This is a genomic window from Pyrofollis japonicus, assembly GCF_033097485.1.
Taxonomy (GTDB): Archaea; Thermoproteota; Thermoprotei_A; order Sulfolobales; family Pyrodictiaceae; genus Pyrofollis; species Pyrofollis japonicus.
Window position 1 is genome coordinate 1521135 of record NZ_AP028634.1, and the last position, 15104, is coordinate 1536238.

The following is a 15104-nucleotide window of genomic DNA, read 5'->3' on the forward strand; positions in this document are numbered from 1 at the left end:
GCTAGAGCCTGGGGCTTGGCTCCTCGGTATAGAAGTCCTCGCCTCCTGCGAGGACTTGTTGTATGGCTGCATAGAGGTCGTCAAGCCCATAGCCCGACACAGCAGATACAAATCTAATCGCGGCAGGAGCAGCTACGTCGCTTGGCATTATTGCTTCAAGTGCTTTTGCTGAAGCCTCTGCAAGCAATGGGTCAATTCCTTCAGCTACAAGGGTTGAGTATAACGAGTCAGGGCTGTTCAGTATCTCGTTGATTTCTTCCATGCGGTCCGGCTGTAATAGATCGGCTTTACTCACAGCGTTTATTTGTGGAAGGCCTATGCGTAGACGAGTCGACATCGCTAGGAATATGCTTGAGGCGAGGCTTCTAGGATTAGACGCGAAGACGGCATCAAATATGAATACCGTAACGGCTCTATGATCGGCAACAATTTCTTTCAATACATATGGCCCGGTGTCTCGAAATGCAAAGAGCTCCATTTGTCCAGGTGTGTCTATTAAAACATAGTTAGCCTTAGTGGCTTCTATCTCGTCTCTAACCTTGTCAACGTACTGCGTAAGCATATCTATTGATGCAACCAATGCGCCATTGGGACCTAGCTTATACTTCTCCATCACCGTCTTAGTGTCAATATAGTCTCTTACATCTACCTCGGGCTCATAGGGTAGCCACTCAGCAGCAGGATCTAAATTAACACGTGCAGCATCTAACTGGTTAAACTCCATCCAGTCTCCCAGTGCATCAACGAGATGTGATTTCCCGCTACCAGCGGGCCCTACAATAATTACGTAATACACATTCAGCACCAATGAAGCAAAACGTATTCCCTCTTCTTAAGGATTAATGAAGTCTAGCACTTAATTATCGCCGCACCCTTACCGCTATACGCGGGGCCTGGGCTTGTCTGAGCCAAGTACAAGCGAGAAACTCGTACCCGTCAAGGTCTCGAGTATACATGACTTAGCAAGAATAGCTGCAACCATAATAAGCCTTGGGCAGCCAGCCTACATAATACGCTTTAACAACAATGAAAAGAAAATATATGGCATTATAGCGGTGCTAAGAGACTATTACAAGCTCTATGGCCTACCAATGCTCTATTACTATGTTGACACGGATAAACTAGGTGATGGAAACTACCTACTCGTCAAGGTAGACGATCAAGGTGAACACGTAGAGGTATCAAAGGGGACAAAACCAGGCTGGATTGCAGTGCCCATTATAGACCTTGCCGAAAAGCCTAGCTTCTTCCCCGAACTGGGCTAGCATGTTTTTACAAAAGATAAATTATGCGCGGCGACGCACAGCGTTGTACAGCTTTATTCCAGTGTTGCAGTGGAAGCAAAGGATGCAGTAGAAGAAGTAACACAGTATCCTCGGGCTTAAACCCCCTTCTTATCATGAAGTAACAATAACGGTGGGCGCGGATATGAGACTTGTAACAGTCAAAATGCCGGAAACATATCTTGAAGGGCTTGATGAGCTAGTAAAAATGGGCAGATACAGCAGCCGAAGCGAGGCAATACGAATAGCTGTGCGGGAACTCCTCAAGCGAGAGCTATGGGGCGTACCTGAGCATCCGACGGGATTCGAGCTAACCCCCCGCAGGGAGCCAAGAAGAATAATGGTCTAAGCCTAAAGACTTCGCTATAAGCACAAGAAAGACTGCCGTAATGAACTAAGTTAATCGTTTATTTATCTAGGTTCTATGCCGTATCATCACTATTCTCTAATGGTTAATACTATTGCCTAGAAACACGTTACTCAGATAAGAGCTATACTGGAAGATACTATTAGTTTAGCTTAGTATTGTCGTTTTGTGGCCAGAACTAAGTGGGCCTTAATGGTGTCGTTGTTGACTGGTACAGAACTCCTTGCAGCTGTCGGGGTAGTGATAGGCGTTCTTTATGGACTGTATAAAGGTGATGACCTTTTCCACATAGTATTATATGGTCTTCTTTTTGGAATATTGCTTCCAATAATCTACATGTTAGTCATCATCCTCGTGAAGATCCTCCTAGTGATTGCTGCAATAGTTGTTGTACTAGTAATTCTTTACTTGATTTATAATTCGCTAAAACATGGTTATGGAAGGCATCGTAGAAGGAGGTATTGGTAGCATGGGGCTATTTCTAATAGGCTAATTAACCTATAATAGTCTAAACACTTGTTTCTTCCTAACGAGGCGTATGTGGATGCAACAGAGTCTTGTACGATACTTGACAATATTTTTCTCTCTAATGTTAATAATAAGTGGGTTTGCGGCTTATACGGCTTCAGCAAAGGGTGGAGGAAATGTTGACTATATAGTAGTAGGTAAAGTTAATGGGGTTATAGATGGAGCGGTTGCAGATTATGTTGAACAGCTCCTAGATTACTCGAATAGTCTAGGAGCTAAATTGGTTATCCTTGAGCTTAACACGCCGGGGGGAAGCCTTGATGCTACCTTACGCATTACTTCATTGTTGCGCAAAAGCTCTGTACCAGTAGCAGGCTTCGTTGTTGAGAGATGGGCTATGAGCGCTGGCACTATTATTCTCATGTGTACGCATTATGCTGCAATGGAGCCAGGCACAGTTATAGGTGCTGTTCAGCCAGTTGCTCTAAGTCCATCTGGCTCATATACGCCGATTAATGAAAGCAAGATACTAAACCCGGTCTACAAGGAAATTGAGGTATGTATGAAGATGCATGGAAGGAATGCAAGTGTCGCCAGGGAATTCGTGTACAACAACCTCGTACTTGATGCTGAAGAGGCTAGAAAACTGCACGTGGTTGAGGCCGTGGCTTCAGACATCTTTGATCTTCTTGGAAAAATTAATGGTTCAACGCTTTTCGTAAACGGTGTTAATACTACAATATATGTAGATCCGATGCGCGTCAAAATCGTTGAGTTTGATATGCCCATGGGTCTCCAAGTTGCTCATTGGCTTTCCGATCCCTTTATAGGATCTTTGCTTACGAGCATAGGGTTCCTTTTGCTAATCTTGTCGTTTGCGACACAGCATTTAGCGTTTGCGAGCGTAGCAATAGCATTGATAATTCTCGGGCTATTCAGCTACGGGTTTAGCACAAGCATATTAGCTGTCGCACTACTCTTTACAGGAATTATAATGTTGTTCATCGAGTTATTTGCGATACCAGGCTTCGGGGTAGTAGGGTTTACCGGTATTGCGCTACTACTTCTGGGTGCTATAATGATGTTTACAAGTAAGCCGGTATATATAGCAGGAGATGTTATGAAGGCAGCTTTCTATACCTTGATGGCTGTTGTGATTCCCTTAGCAGGATTATTAGGCATAATTGTGTACAAGGCGTTGAGAGCTTGGCGGCTACAACCAGTATACACGCCAAGTGTTGTTGGAAAGAAAGGAAGAGCTATAGACGACATACCGGTTGGTGGAAAGGGATTCGTCATTGTTGAGGGCGAGTATTGGCAAGCGATAAATAAGGGAGAAGAAGATATACATAGGGATGACCCCATAATCGTTATAGATAAAGAGGGCAGTATCCTTATAGTTAGGAAAGCTAGCGGCGATAAAGGTGGGTGAGGAGTACTCCCCAGCCAGAGCCCCGACTAGGGCTATGAGGATAATTCCTTTAGCCGACGCAACTCATTCCTGGATACGAAAGATTTATACCTAGCAAAAACAGCAACAATTACTTGGTAGAAAGCAGTATCGGTGATTGTAATGCCAGCTCATACTGATTTAAGTGTTGACGAGAAATTGACGAAGCTTGTGACAGAGCTCAGGAGAAGAGGTTTACGAATAACTGCTCAGAGACTTGCAATAGCCAAGATAGTACTTGAGAATATTAAAGAACACCCAAGCTTTATGCAGATTCTCGAGAAAATTAGGTCAACGATGCCAGGAATAAGTCCTAGCACGATATATAACAACCTTCAGTTGCTTGAACAGCTAGGCCTTATACGGAGCTTCGATGTTGCAGGTGAAACGCGCTACGATGATGTGCATGATCATATTAACATAGTCTGTATTGATAGCGGGAAAATATTTGACGTAGATAATCCTGAAATCGTGAAGATTATCAAGGAACAGATTGAGAAGAAAACTAAAGGTGTGAAAGTTTACAATACGATAATTTACGCAGAATGTGGTAGTAACGGGGCCTCAGAGCCAGGCTGACATCTTCACCGGTCAGCGTGGGCGACAGATCCTCAGCGGCCCTAGCTACATATGTTCGTACGTGAAGCCTAGTTATAGGTTAAACGTACTTTCTGCTTTATCCAAGTAAATACCTAGAAAAGATTAATGATAAGAGGATAAGCTTGATAAGTGTCCTTACACAGTTCTTCTGTACGTTAATGTGGTTACTTATTGTTAGGGCTTGGGTTCAATAAGCTTTAGATCCTCAAGAACATCAAGAAGCTCCTTTATTTTTCTTGCAACTTTTTCCCCGTCCTCAGTTAGTTTGGCACACTTACTATTACCGCAATGATAGAGATTAATGAGCCCAAGCATTGCGGCTTCACGTGCGCTCCTATATGTTGTCCCAACCCCCATGCCATACTTGGGTATGTGGTGTAATGGCATAGCGCCGTACTCATATAGTATTGCCAGTATTCTCAGTATGCCGGGCCGCGCAAGTAGCCAGTACCGTCTACTAGCGTTTCCTTGCAACTTGCAACACCCGTGAATAGAAGGCTTCAAGGCTCAGCTGAGCCTACACCCGGGTTGTTCCGTAGCCAGTATCTTCGGATAAAAGGTATGTGGCCTCCTCGGGCTCTACTCTGCTGGCGGAATTCCCTGGGCGGCTCTTAATAAGGCTTTGAAGAGTGGTGCTGGCTTCATGGGTCGGCTATGGAACTCTGGGTGCGGCTGGCTTCCCACGAAGAATGGATGATCTCTTAGCTCGATGAACTCTACAAGCCCTCTGTCGAGGCTATAGCCTGAAACTACCATGCCGGATGCAACTAGTTTATCAAGATATTTTGGGTTGACCTCGTATCTGTGTCTGTGTCTTTCATAGATTATTTCAGCGCCGTTGTATACTTTATGTACTAGCGTGTTTGATATTAGCATGATCGGTGCTGCTCCAAGCCTCATTGTTCCACCCAGTCTGTCAACAAATCGTTGGTCCTCTAGTAGGTCGATCACGGGGTATGGTGTGTTGGGATCTATTTCGGTGCTGTTTGCACTTTCCATTCCTGCTAGGTGCCGGGCGATAGTGACTACAGCGAGTTGCATCCCGAAGCATATCCCGAGGAATGGTTTCTTGTATTCTATTACATTCTTAATTACCTCTATTTTGCCTTCGGCTCCTCGTCTACCGAAGCCAGGGAGAACTATTACGGCATCGTTCTCCTCTACAGGTTTTATTGGGTTTAGTTTACCTTGCTCGATTTGTGTTGCTTCATACCAGTTAAGTATGGGTTTTACACGTAAAGCTGCAGCGGCATGGCGTACGGCCTCTATAATGCTTATGTAGCTATCTTTTAGCTTCGTGTACTTGCCGACCATGCCTATACGGACTTTCTTGTCGGCTCTCTTGACGCGCTCAATAAAATCGATCCAGGCGGAGAGGTCGGGCTCTTTATCTTCAAGGCGGAGCCGCTTAGCAATATATGACCCGAGTCCTTGTTTTTCAAGTACGAGAGGGACCTCATAAATTACCTCAACATCGGGGTTGCTAAACACGGCCTCCGGCGGAAGATTAGCATAGAGCGCTATTTTTCGTCGAGGCTCGTCCTCGAGTGGACGAGGGCTGCGTGCTATAATAGCGTCTGGCTGTATACCTATACGCCTTAGCTCTTGTACACTGTGTTGAACAGGCTTCGTTTTTTGCTCGCCTGTAGTGCTTAGCACCGGTGCAAGTGCTACGTGGATGAACATTGTGTTTTCGTAGCCTTCTTCGAGCCGCATCTGCCTTATTGCTTCAAGGAAGGGTAATCCCTCTATGTCGCCTACAGTTCCACCTATTTCAACGAGGACTATATCCGTGCCCGAACCCTTTGCTACTTCTCGTATACGGGACTTTATTTCATCAGTTATATGTGGTATTACTTGCACTGTTTGGCCCAGATAGTCTCCCCGTCGCTCACGTTGAATTACTTCAAGGTATACTTGGCCTGCTGTTATGTTGTTGCGCTTCGAGAGGTTGATGTCAAGAAAACGCTCGTAGTGGCCTAGGTCAAGGTCTGTCTCTCCACCATCCTCCGTGACGAAAACTTCTCCGTGCATATATGGGTTCATAGTACCTGCATCAACGTTGAGATAAGGGTCTATCTTTATGGCTGTTACGGAGTAGCCTCTGGACTTAAGTAGCAGCCCTATTGAGGCAGTTGTTATTCCCTTTCCGACACTGCTAAGGACGCCACCAGTGACAAAAATGTACTTGGTCATATCCGGCCCGGTAGGAAACGGTTATTGTTGCCAGATTTTTAGTAGCTCGGTTCCATTAGCTCCTACTCTCAGCTTTCTGAGAATTGAAGGATATCTTAAGATTCTATCTGCTGCAATGATTAATATAGTTGAGCCCCTGTCTAGGAGCCCTTGCTCTATAAGCCTCGTTGCAGCTACAAAGGCGGCACCCGTCGATGGTCCGGGTAGTATTCCAGTAACCGACGCTAACACACTTACGCCGATAATTGCATCACCAGGGTCAACACCAATTGCTTTATCAACATACTTGCCATACTTCTTATAGAGTTCTGGCACAATGCTTACAGTCAGTCCCTCGATAGTCTCACCTTCTCCTTTGCCTCCAACTATTGGAGAGTCTTTAGGCGAAACCGAGACAACGAGCGTTGAACCTATGGTCTCCTTAAGGCGTCTTCCGACACCCGTTACTGTGCCTGCTGTTCCAACACCCATAACAAAGGCATCAATCCACTCACCGACTTGAACCAGGATCTCCATCGCGGTTGTCTCGTAGTGTGCAAAATGATTTGCATCATTAGACATCTGGTCTAGTAAATAACATCCTCTCCTCTCCGCTTCTTCCATAGCCCAACCGCGGTCCTTCCCCTCATCGCCTATTTCCACGAGTTGTCCGCCAAGGCTCCTAATTAGATTCTTCTTTGTTTCCGAGGCGTGCTTCTCTACAAATAGTAGTGCCTTCAAGCCAAGCCTTGAAGCAACCCATGCAACAGAAGTAGCAGTATTCCCACTACTAATCTCAGCTATACAGTCCCCTGGCTTTACTATCCCCTCCTCTGCGGCCCTCTTAACCATGTAGAGGGCTATACGGTCTTTATGACTCCCAGTTGGATTAATGTATTCTAGCTTCATGCAGAGCTTGTATGAACCAATATTAAAGCACTTTATAGGTGTCTGACCAATTACGTATAGTAACTTACCTATTTTTTCAAGCAATTCGGCTCTAGTACTGGGCTTGTTAAGAATAAGAGACGAAATGAGAACCACCTCCTGGTTTCCAGGAGCCCGTACGCGCCGATTGGTACTAGGTATGAATACTGGCGCTAATAGTCCTTTTCACGCGTGGAAAGAAATAGCTAGTCGCTATGGCGGAGCTTCTTTTCTTCTCTTAAGCGCTTTACCTCAGCTGCTATCCTCCTAAGAGTCTCAAGCTTTGAGCCAGCCTTGTCAACAATAATCCTCTTTGTTTGCTCCCACCATTTCCTTGGATAACGTGCCTCTTCCACAACAGGATTTAGGCCTAATCTTCTCGCTGCTTCAACGATTTCCTCGACGCGCGGCTTCCTAACTGCATCACGCAGAGGTATTTTACGGCCTTCTCCGCGAGAGGCCGAAGAATCTATGTTAACAGGCCATAACACAACTCTTTTGCCGCGGTACTCTTTGCTCACTTCCTAAACCCTGGAACCAACACAACGAGTACAGAGCTATTATCTATTCTCATTAATCGTTACGGTGTACTTTCCTCCTGTACCTACTTATTCATATCTGAGTGCTACAGCTGGAGGGATACGTGAAGCTTGATACGCTGGCAACAATCCCCCAAGCACGCCAACGGCTATTGTTACAGCTAACGCTTCCGCTATAAGCGAGATACTTATTGCCGGTGGTGCTTTTATGACAACAGTCTCAGCTCCTTGTATAACAAACCCCCGCTGAGAAAGTACATAAGCTCCTACCGAGCCGAGCCCTATACCTATTAGCCCTCCAAGGGCGCTCATGACAAGTGACTCAAACAGTATAGAAGTTATAATCTCGATATTTGTAAAACCTATCGCCTTAAGCACGCCAATCTCCCTTGTACGTTCCATCACGGATGTGATCATTGACGCCGCTATACCCGTAATAGCGACTATAAAGGCAGCGCTGCCAGCTGCCACAGTTACGAGTCTCATAGCACTCGTTATTGAGGAAATAACCCTTGATATCTCTATTAAGGAGATTATTGCAGCTCTTTCACCATATATCTCTCTAAGCTTCCTCGTAAGCGGCTCAACGTAAGCAGGATCGCGAACTATTACAATCACTCCGGTCCACTTACTAAAGCCGAAAAGCCGTCTACCCGCTTCGAATGGCACAAATACTGTTGTGTCGGGATTAACAAAGAATGCATTACCGAACTCACCTAGGATACCACGCACCACAACGTTTACGTTCTTAGTCTTCATTCTTCCCTCCTTTATACTGTAATATTTCAGTGTAACTATATCGCCGACATGGTAGTACCTATTGCCTTTATCATCAAATGCTATGAACTTGCCTATAACTGCCCCAACTACGTCACTTGGAGGAGGTATATTGCCTTCTTCTATTCGGAGCTTCTTTAGTGCTTTAAAGAATACTTCAAGGTCGACCGCATAAAGTGATGCATCAATATATCTTCCTCCCTGTTTCACCTTCACTCGCGTACTATAGAACGGTGTAACGTATTTTACTTCAGGGAGCTTTTTGAGGAATTTCAAGTCATCGGATGTAAGTGCATAACTTGAGCCAGGCATTATAATTATGAAGTCTTGTCCAAGCCCTTGCACTTGGCTAATAACATAATTAGAATATCCCTCTACAACGCCTAGTATCGCTACTAGTGCGGTTGGTCCAATAGCTATCCCTATTATTGTCAATATGCTGCGGACCTTCTTCTCCCCAAGCACTCGCACAGCTAGTCTGAGTAAATCAACTACTTCTAGCAGATTCATCACTGATTTGCACCCGCTCTTTTCTTAGCAGTTTCAAGGCTAGCACAGCAAGCCCGGCGAAAACTAGCACAGTAATGCAGGCATTTCTGTAAAACTGGTTATTGCTCTTTTTTCCCTTCTCTGTTTTCACGTTTTTCGGCATAATGGTTTTACTTATTTGGATAGTTTTTGTAATCGAGTATTCTGCGCCATAACTGTCATGATACTTTATTGTCAAGTTGCAATACTTTGTATATGGAGTATGAACCTCTATTCTGAAAGGCGCCTCGCTTCCAGAATCTATATCGCCAATTATAGACACAGTCTTCTTATTTTGGGTGCTTACCAGTACGGAAACGGTTTTGGCACTCTCTGTGCCAATGTTTGCAATAACGCCCTCAATAATTAGCGTGTTGTTCACCCATTTAGCCTCTAATTCCTTAATAGCTAGTACTATCGGCGTGCGTAATATAGTGGAGACTGTTGTGTTAAAGATCTCCTTAAGCCCCGTTGCGGTCTCATAAATAATCGCCAGTATCCCGTTAAATGTATAAGACGATGCTGAGCTAAATGATGCAGGATTATAGTTTAGTACATAGTTTAGTGTCACGGTTTCTCCCGGTGCTATCATAGGGATATACTTGGTTGCACTACGCGGAAAAGCCGTATATGTTGAAGGTATTAGAGAGGCATATACATTGTATATTGGAAGATCACCCTCATTCGTTATCCTGATAGATAGGTTGGCTAATCCACCGCGAAGTACAGTGCTCTTCGGGACACTTACTGCTACATAGGGTGTGCCGCCGATAAGAGGCAACTTCACCAACGCCTTGGCAACATGTATGTACCCAGCCTTGTCTACAAAGTATAACCGTAGTGTTGCGTTATAAAGGCCTGGCTTGAGATCCCTACTTATGCCAAGCTTCGCGATAAAGACGCTTGAGCCGAGCCCTCCCTGCGTTAATGCTATTTTTTCGAGTACATCAGCTAATTGACCACGACTAAGTATGGCAATGTACTCGTTATATGGCTTTGCCGGTACCAATTGTTCTCCGGTATCTGGATCAAATATCCCAGAAGGCATAACCAGTTCTAGATGCTGTATACTTGAGACAATGGATGGGTCATAGATTATACGTATTGCGAGCAACGTGCCTCTGCTCCCTGGAGTCGGAGGCGATAGCCAGTATGGATCAACAGTTATAATGGCTGCATTAGGGTCATAGATCGGGATTTCTACTTTGACCTCCTTCTTGATAACATCGTATACAGTGTAATCTGTATAGACGTATTCTATCCTTATCGGCACTATGTATGTCCCGGGCCTGAGGTCCCCATATATCTCGATATAGGTTGTCAATACGCATTGTGAGCCAGGAGGTATTGCGTTGCATGAGGAGGGCTGTGAAACAATCTTTCCAATACTTGTTGAGTCAACGTCTATTCTGACTCCTCTCGCGGTACTTGGGCCGGCATTGAAGATGATTATGCGCAGGGGCGCAATGTCTCCTGGAACAACTTTTACAGGCGGCGAACCTGGCGCTAGCGACCAGTATGCAGATATCTTTAGGTTGGGAAGATGATTATTTATATCATCAATGCGCACTTTGATACTTATATTTTGAACTGATATTCTTATATCATTCTCGTAGCCGTACCATACCTCGGCGCCTACGCTATATGTACCGGGTACAATGTTCTTATCTATATATAGTGATAGTACAATATTGCATGTATGTGATGGAGGTATTGGCGTATCTAGGCAAGAATTCGCAATACTTACATTAATGTAATTACTCTTGCTCCATGTACGTACTCCTACTATATGGACAGTTTCCGGGACGGTGTTAAGAAGTGTAATGGATACCCTAGCATCTCTTGCACCTGGCAGAATGTATTTGGTCAAATACACAGTATTTGTCACTTTGAAAATATCCCTTTCTAGTACGGGGGGTATTACAATTAATTCGCTCGTTCGCGTCTTATATAGCGCACCACTAGGAGTTATAAGGGTCGTAATTATCTCAACGCCTAGTGCAACTGGCTCCGAGGAGTTAATCACGCGTATAGAGGGTAAGGTTATCCAAACCGGTCTTCCCGCTTCTATTGGCTCGTCAAAAACTATTGTTAGGTTCTCTGAGTTACCTCTGATGAGTGCATTAGACAAATTAGTTATTTCGACTAGTATTGAATGAATTCTATCCTTTCCCCAATATTCGAGGAGAAGTCGAGGAGATGCGCTATAAGTATTATTTGCTATGACTATATTTGACCAACGTTTATCCAGGATTTTTAGCACATGACTGGGCGCGTCTTTAATCGGAAGTGTTGCGTTAAACCTTGATATTCCTATAGTTTTTTGTCCTTCCTCATCTATTAGTGCTTGTATTTCGAATCGTAAGGTGTAGTTTCCCGGTTTAATGTTCTTAGGTATGTTTATGGGTATTCTTACTTCAAGCACGTCTCCATAGTTTATGAAGTTATTGCTGAGCAAGATAGTATTGCTTATGTTAAGCTGATCGCTATCGACCTTAAGCGCTACGGCCCTTAAGGGCCATGGGTTATAGTTTCTCAAAACAAGCTTAATTGCCTCACCTATCTCGCCTGGATAGGCAGCCCCGTCAATCCAGTCTATGGACACTGCTCTGACCTCTATGCTGGCGCTTGGAAGAACCGTTATTGGTATAGTTGTCGTAAAGTGTCTTAACCCTATAGAGCCATCTTTCTCAAACCCATAAGCAGTTATGGATATGTTTGCCTCATATGTGCCAGGCTTAACGCTACTATCCACATCGAGCGTAGCCTCTATAGTAAGTGAACCGCCATAGGTTATAGATAGGCCGCTCATGGTTACATTGTACACACTATATCCGTTAATTGTAAAGCCTCTAGGAAGGACGATGGTGGCATATACATCTCTTATTGTGAACTCCTCGTTGATGAGCATTCGGAGCAAGAGTTTTGCAGAGTGCTCGCCGGGGTAGGCATAGGGTGTAACAAGGCCCCTACCCAATATAATTGTCTTTAGTACTGGCACATTGTGCACCGACAGCGGAATCTGTGTTTCCCATGGAATTTTGACCCTTGCACCCTCACTTTCTATAGTCACGTTAAAGTTAAGGAACATCGTGTAAATGCCTGGTTCCAGATAAGGGCTAATGCTAACAGGTATCTTTATTGAGACCATAGATCCCGGGGGGATGCTCCTAGTGAAAACATCATGGTAATTCGGGGAAGTTGTGTCTGCCACATGTATTCCTCTAGGAAGTTTTGCCGTCATTTCAACAGCAACTATGTTGTACGTAGAGTTATTCCGGATATCGAATTGGATACCAGTATTGCTTATTCCAGGATACGCTCGGCCGCTAGTGAATGCTGCTTTCTCAACGCTAAGGCTCAGCCTAGGCTTTGGCTCAATGGTCACCCAGACGTAGCCTTTGCTGCGAATTATTTTTGTGTCACATCTTTTTTCAAGAACAATGCGAACTAGGTATTTTCCGGGCTTAGCACTTTGTGGAATATTTATTCTAATTGTAAAAGTGGTCTCGTCCCTGTTTAAAAATAATGTTTTGTTGAAGCTCTGGGGATACCATCCTTGAGGCATATTAACTCTCATAGTAATGGAGCCAGTTACGTTTGGCGAATATATGTCAAAGTACATGATATCATTAATGGCACCTGGGTAAGGGAACGGAGAAATGTAAGCCCGTATCATGGCATAGGGTCTTTCTGTCATATTACAACTAGGTAGGGGTACGGTATACCATTTAGAAGCTGTCACTGTGCTTGAACTTGTAACTAAGTACGTGAAGAAGATCAGTGCAAAGGTCGCTGCAAGTAGCAATCGATTCAATGCTTTATTCCCTATGTTCTTAAAACTGTTCTTTCCAGTTAAAATGTTATGATTTGCATTTCTGTGGTGGTACTGTATGTTCCGTCAGAGGTTGATTAAGGCTTTATGGTTTCTAAGATGCACTTCGATCGATCGGGCTCTTCAGATCCAACTATTGTTCCGTCTCGCAGCTGGTAAATCTTGTTTGTACAATTAGCTACTTCTGGGTCGTGGGTCACAATGACTATTGTGTGGCCCTCTTTGTTCAGTTTCGTAAATGTCTCAATAACTATCCTTGAACTCTTTCTATCCAGTGCACCTGTTGGCTCGTCTGCCAAGATTAATTTTGGACTACCAACTATAGCTCTTGCAATTGCTGCCCTCTGTTGTTGTCCACCGCTCAGTTCAAGAGGCTTCTTTGGTAACCAGCTTAATTCTCCACCTGCATCTAAAAGCGCTCTTGTTACAAGGCTGCGTCTTCTTGACCTAGGTATTCCTCGAGGTATAAGCGGTAGTTCGATGTTCTCAAAGACGGTCAGCCTGTTGATTAGATTGAATTGTTGAAATACGAACCCAATAAACTGGTTACGAAGCTTTGCCGCCTCGCGATCGCTCAGCTTAGATGCATCTCGTCCCGCTATTAAGACCTTCCCGGACGTAGGCCGATCCAGCAATCCCATAATGTTGAGGAGTGTTGATTTCCCAGAGCCGCTGGGACCCATTATTGCTATGTAGTCTCCCTCCTGGATTCTTAGGCTGAGTCCTCGAAGGCCATATGTTCTGACTTTGCCTGTGACATAAATCTTTACGACATCCTTAAGAATGACAATTTCGTGAGCCATTACTTCACCTGCTCAGCCAGAGGGTACACTCGTCATACTTCAGCCCGATAATCCTTCTTCATCGCATAGGGCTCGGTAGCGGAAGGGCCCTATCACCACTCAATGGTAATACCAGTCCTCATTGCCCGGTACAGCGGAAGCAAGAATCTCCTAATTAACTGCATCGTTAAGTGAGCTTTTGGTTATTCTTGGTATTTTTCGCCCTAATCCATTGTGAACCCTACTATTCTACAATGCAGCTCCTCTTCTTTACTCTAATGCGATGTTCTTCGAGGAAGTGTATTAAGTCATTAAGCTTTTGGCTAAATTCTTCCGGCGCGTTTAGCCCTATATGCCCAGCTCCTCTCGCAGCAAGCATGATAAACCATGCATGTACTAGTCCCGTTAGGTAGGATAAGACTGGTCTATCAATTTTAAGACGTTCTTGATTCTCGTCAAGAATGTACTCAATAGTCATATACTTGTCCGACTTGAATCCGCTACTATGCACATATAGTATTACTCTATCGTTTTTGCGCGGAAGGTTTTCCTCTAATATACGTACCAGTAAGTCGCGAGGTGATATGGAGCAGCCATGCGCTACATACGGCTTGTTGTCAAGTAGCCCTATTCGACGTAAGAGTCTGAGTAGCTCAACGTGCCCCCTATACCTTATGGTATATTCAACCATGTTATCGACATCGGCGAGCGATACTAGAAGTGTCCTAAGCCCGTCTGTCGGCATTGCATCGAACTCGCCCAGCCCTGGCAAGGTTACTACTGTTGCGTCTTCAATCGGGTCTAAGAATACTTGTTTCCCAAGTAGCCTTGCCCTAGCCTTTCTAAGATACTCTTCTAAAAGGTCGCTTATTGACCAAGAAGCTACGAGTCCAAAGGGGGTCGTCCTCTCCTTTTCAATGCCTCCTACATAAATGTTCACTGATTCACATGTATCGAATTGTTCACAGCTATGGGCAGCAAGTATATTTGAAAAACCTGGTGCAAGTCCTGCATCGACAAAGACCTTTACCTTATTCTCTATCGCGATACTCTTGAGTTCCAACGGATCCTTAATATATGACACGTCAACAATGGCTCCTATCTTTGCGTTTATGAGATTAGTTAGTGCTTTCTCGGCAACCTTGCTAGGCAGCGCTGTCGCGGCTATATCACAAGTGGCAGCAATTCTTGTTGCTGCAGAAAATTCCGTTATGTCTATAAGATGTGCTTCAAACCCTTTCCTCTCAGCATTTCGGACTCTTTCACCGGAGGCGTCGTAGATTATTGGATCCATGCTATTCTCGCGCAAGATTTCTGCTGTAATCTCGCCGACTCTACCAAATCCTATGAGGCATATCCTCGTCAAAGAAACC

14 protein-coding genes are annotated in these 15104 nt (G+C 44.6%); 5 read left to right on the forward strand and 9 right to left on the reverse strand.

The genetic code is table 11. The features are described from left to right. Position 1: 1 nt before the first annotated feature. Positions 2-796, reverse strand: coding sequence for an ATP/GTP-binding protein (locus tag SBG41_RS08000; protein WP_317895023.1), 795 nt, complete (start codon positions 794-796; stop codon positions 2-4). A gap of 103 nt (positions 797-899) precedes the next feature. Here SBG41_RS08000 and SBG41_RS08005 point away from each other — a divergent pair, with 103 nt between their 5' ends. The 5 genes from SBG41_RS08005 (at position 900) to SBG41_RS08025 (ending at position 4147) form a co-directional block, all read left to right on the forward strand. Then, on the forward strand, positions 900-1265 hold the full coding sequence (locus SBG41_RS08005; RefSeq protein WP_317895024.1) for a cren protein: 366 nt from the start codon (positions 900-902) through the stop codon (positions 1263-1265). Between the two features lie 163 nt (positions 1266-1428). After that, on the forward strand, positions 1429-1632 hold the full coding sequence (locus tag SBG41_RS08010) for a ribbon-helix-helix domain-containing protein (RefSeq protein WP_317895025.1): 204 nt from the start codon (positions 1429-1431) through the stop codon (positions 1630-1632). A gap of 222 nt (positions 1633-1854) precedes the next feature. Beyond that, positions 1855-2118: a hypothetical protein gene (locus SBG41_RS08015; RefSeq protein WP_317895026.1), complete on the forward strand. Its 264-nt coding sequence runs from the start codon at positions 1855-1857 to the stop codon at positions 2116-2118. A gap of 76 nt (positions 2119-2194) precedes the next feature. Beyond that, positions 2195-3550 carry an NfeD family protein gene (locus SBG41_RS08020; protein WP_317895027.1) on the forward strand — a complete coding sequence of 452 codons (1356 nt, stop codon included), beginning with the start codon at positions 2195-2197 and terminating at the stop codon, positions 3548-3550. A 141-nt stretch (positions 3551-3691) separates the two neighbouring features. Continuing rightward, complete coding sequence (locus SBG41_RS08025) at positions 3692-4147, forward strand: Fur family transcriptional regulator (protein ID WP_317895028.1); 456 nt, start codon at positions 3692-3694, stop codon at positions 4145-4147. A 195-nt stretch (positions 4148-4342) separates the two neighbouring features. Here SBG41_RS08025 and SBG41_RS08030 read toward each other — a convergent pair whose 3' ends face one another. The 8 genes from SBG41_RS08030 to SBG41_RS08065 form a co-directional block, all read right to left on the reverse strand. Continuing rightward, the gene (locus tag SBG41_RS08030; protein WP_317895029.1) at positions 4343-4642 is read right to left on the reverse strand and encodes a hypothetical protein; all 300 of its coding nucleotides are present in this window, start codon (positions 4640-4642) and stop codon (positions 4343-4345) included. A 105-nt stretch (positions 4643-4747) separates the two neighbouring features. Continuing rightward, a complete protein-coding gene (locus tag SBG41_RS08035) occupies positions 4748-6364 on the reverse strand; it encodes a CTP synthase (protein ID WP_317895030.1) in 1617 nt (538 codons plus the stop codon). 21 nt (positions 6365-6385) lie between these two features. Further along, positions 6386-7387 (reverse strand): PLP-dependent cysteine synthase family protein, encoded by a 1002-nt coding sequence (locus tag SBG41_RS08040; protein ID WP_317895031.1) that lies wholly within the window; start codon positions 7385-7387, stop codon positions 6386-6388. Positions 7388-7476: 89 nt separating this feature from the next. Beyond that, entirely contained in the window at positions 7477-7791 is a 315-nt protein-coding gene (locus tag SBG41_RS08045; protein WP_317895032.1) for a signal recognition particle protein Srp19, read from the reverse strand. Positions 7792-7878: 87 nt separating this feature from the next. Further along, positions 7879-9096: an ABC transporter permease gene (locus SBG41_RS08050; RefSeq protein ID WP_317896513.1), complete on the reverse strand. Its 1218-nt coding sequence runs from the start codon at positions 9094-9096 to the stop codon at positions 7879-7881. Beyond that, a complete protein-coding gene (locus tag SBG41_RS08055) occupies positions 9074-12739 on the reverse strand; it encodes a COG1361 S-layer family protein (RefSeq protein ID WP_317895033.1) in 3666 nt (1221 codons plus the stop codon). The genes SBG41_RS08050 and SBG41_RS08055 overlap by 23 nt, the downstream gene beginning before the upstream one ends. A gap of 287 nt (positions 12740-13026) precedes the next feature. Continuing rightward, the gene (locus SBG41_RS08060) at positions 13027-13752 is read right to left on the reverse strand and encodes an ABC transporter ATP-binding protein (protein ID WP_317895034.1); all 726 of its coding nucleotides are present in this window, start codon (positions 13750-13752) and stop codon (positions 13027-13029) included. 223 nt (positions 13753-13975) lie between these two features. Further along, entirely contained in the window at positions 13976-15097 is a 1122-nt protein-coding gene (locus tag SBG41_RS08065) for a saccharopine dehydrogenase family protein (protein WP_317895035.1), read from the reverse strand. Positions 15098-15104: the final 7 nt, after the last annotated feature.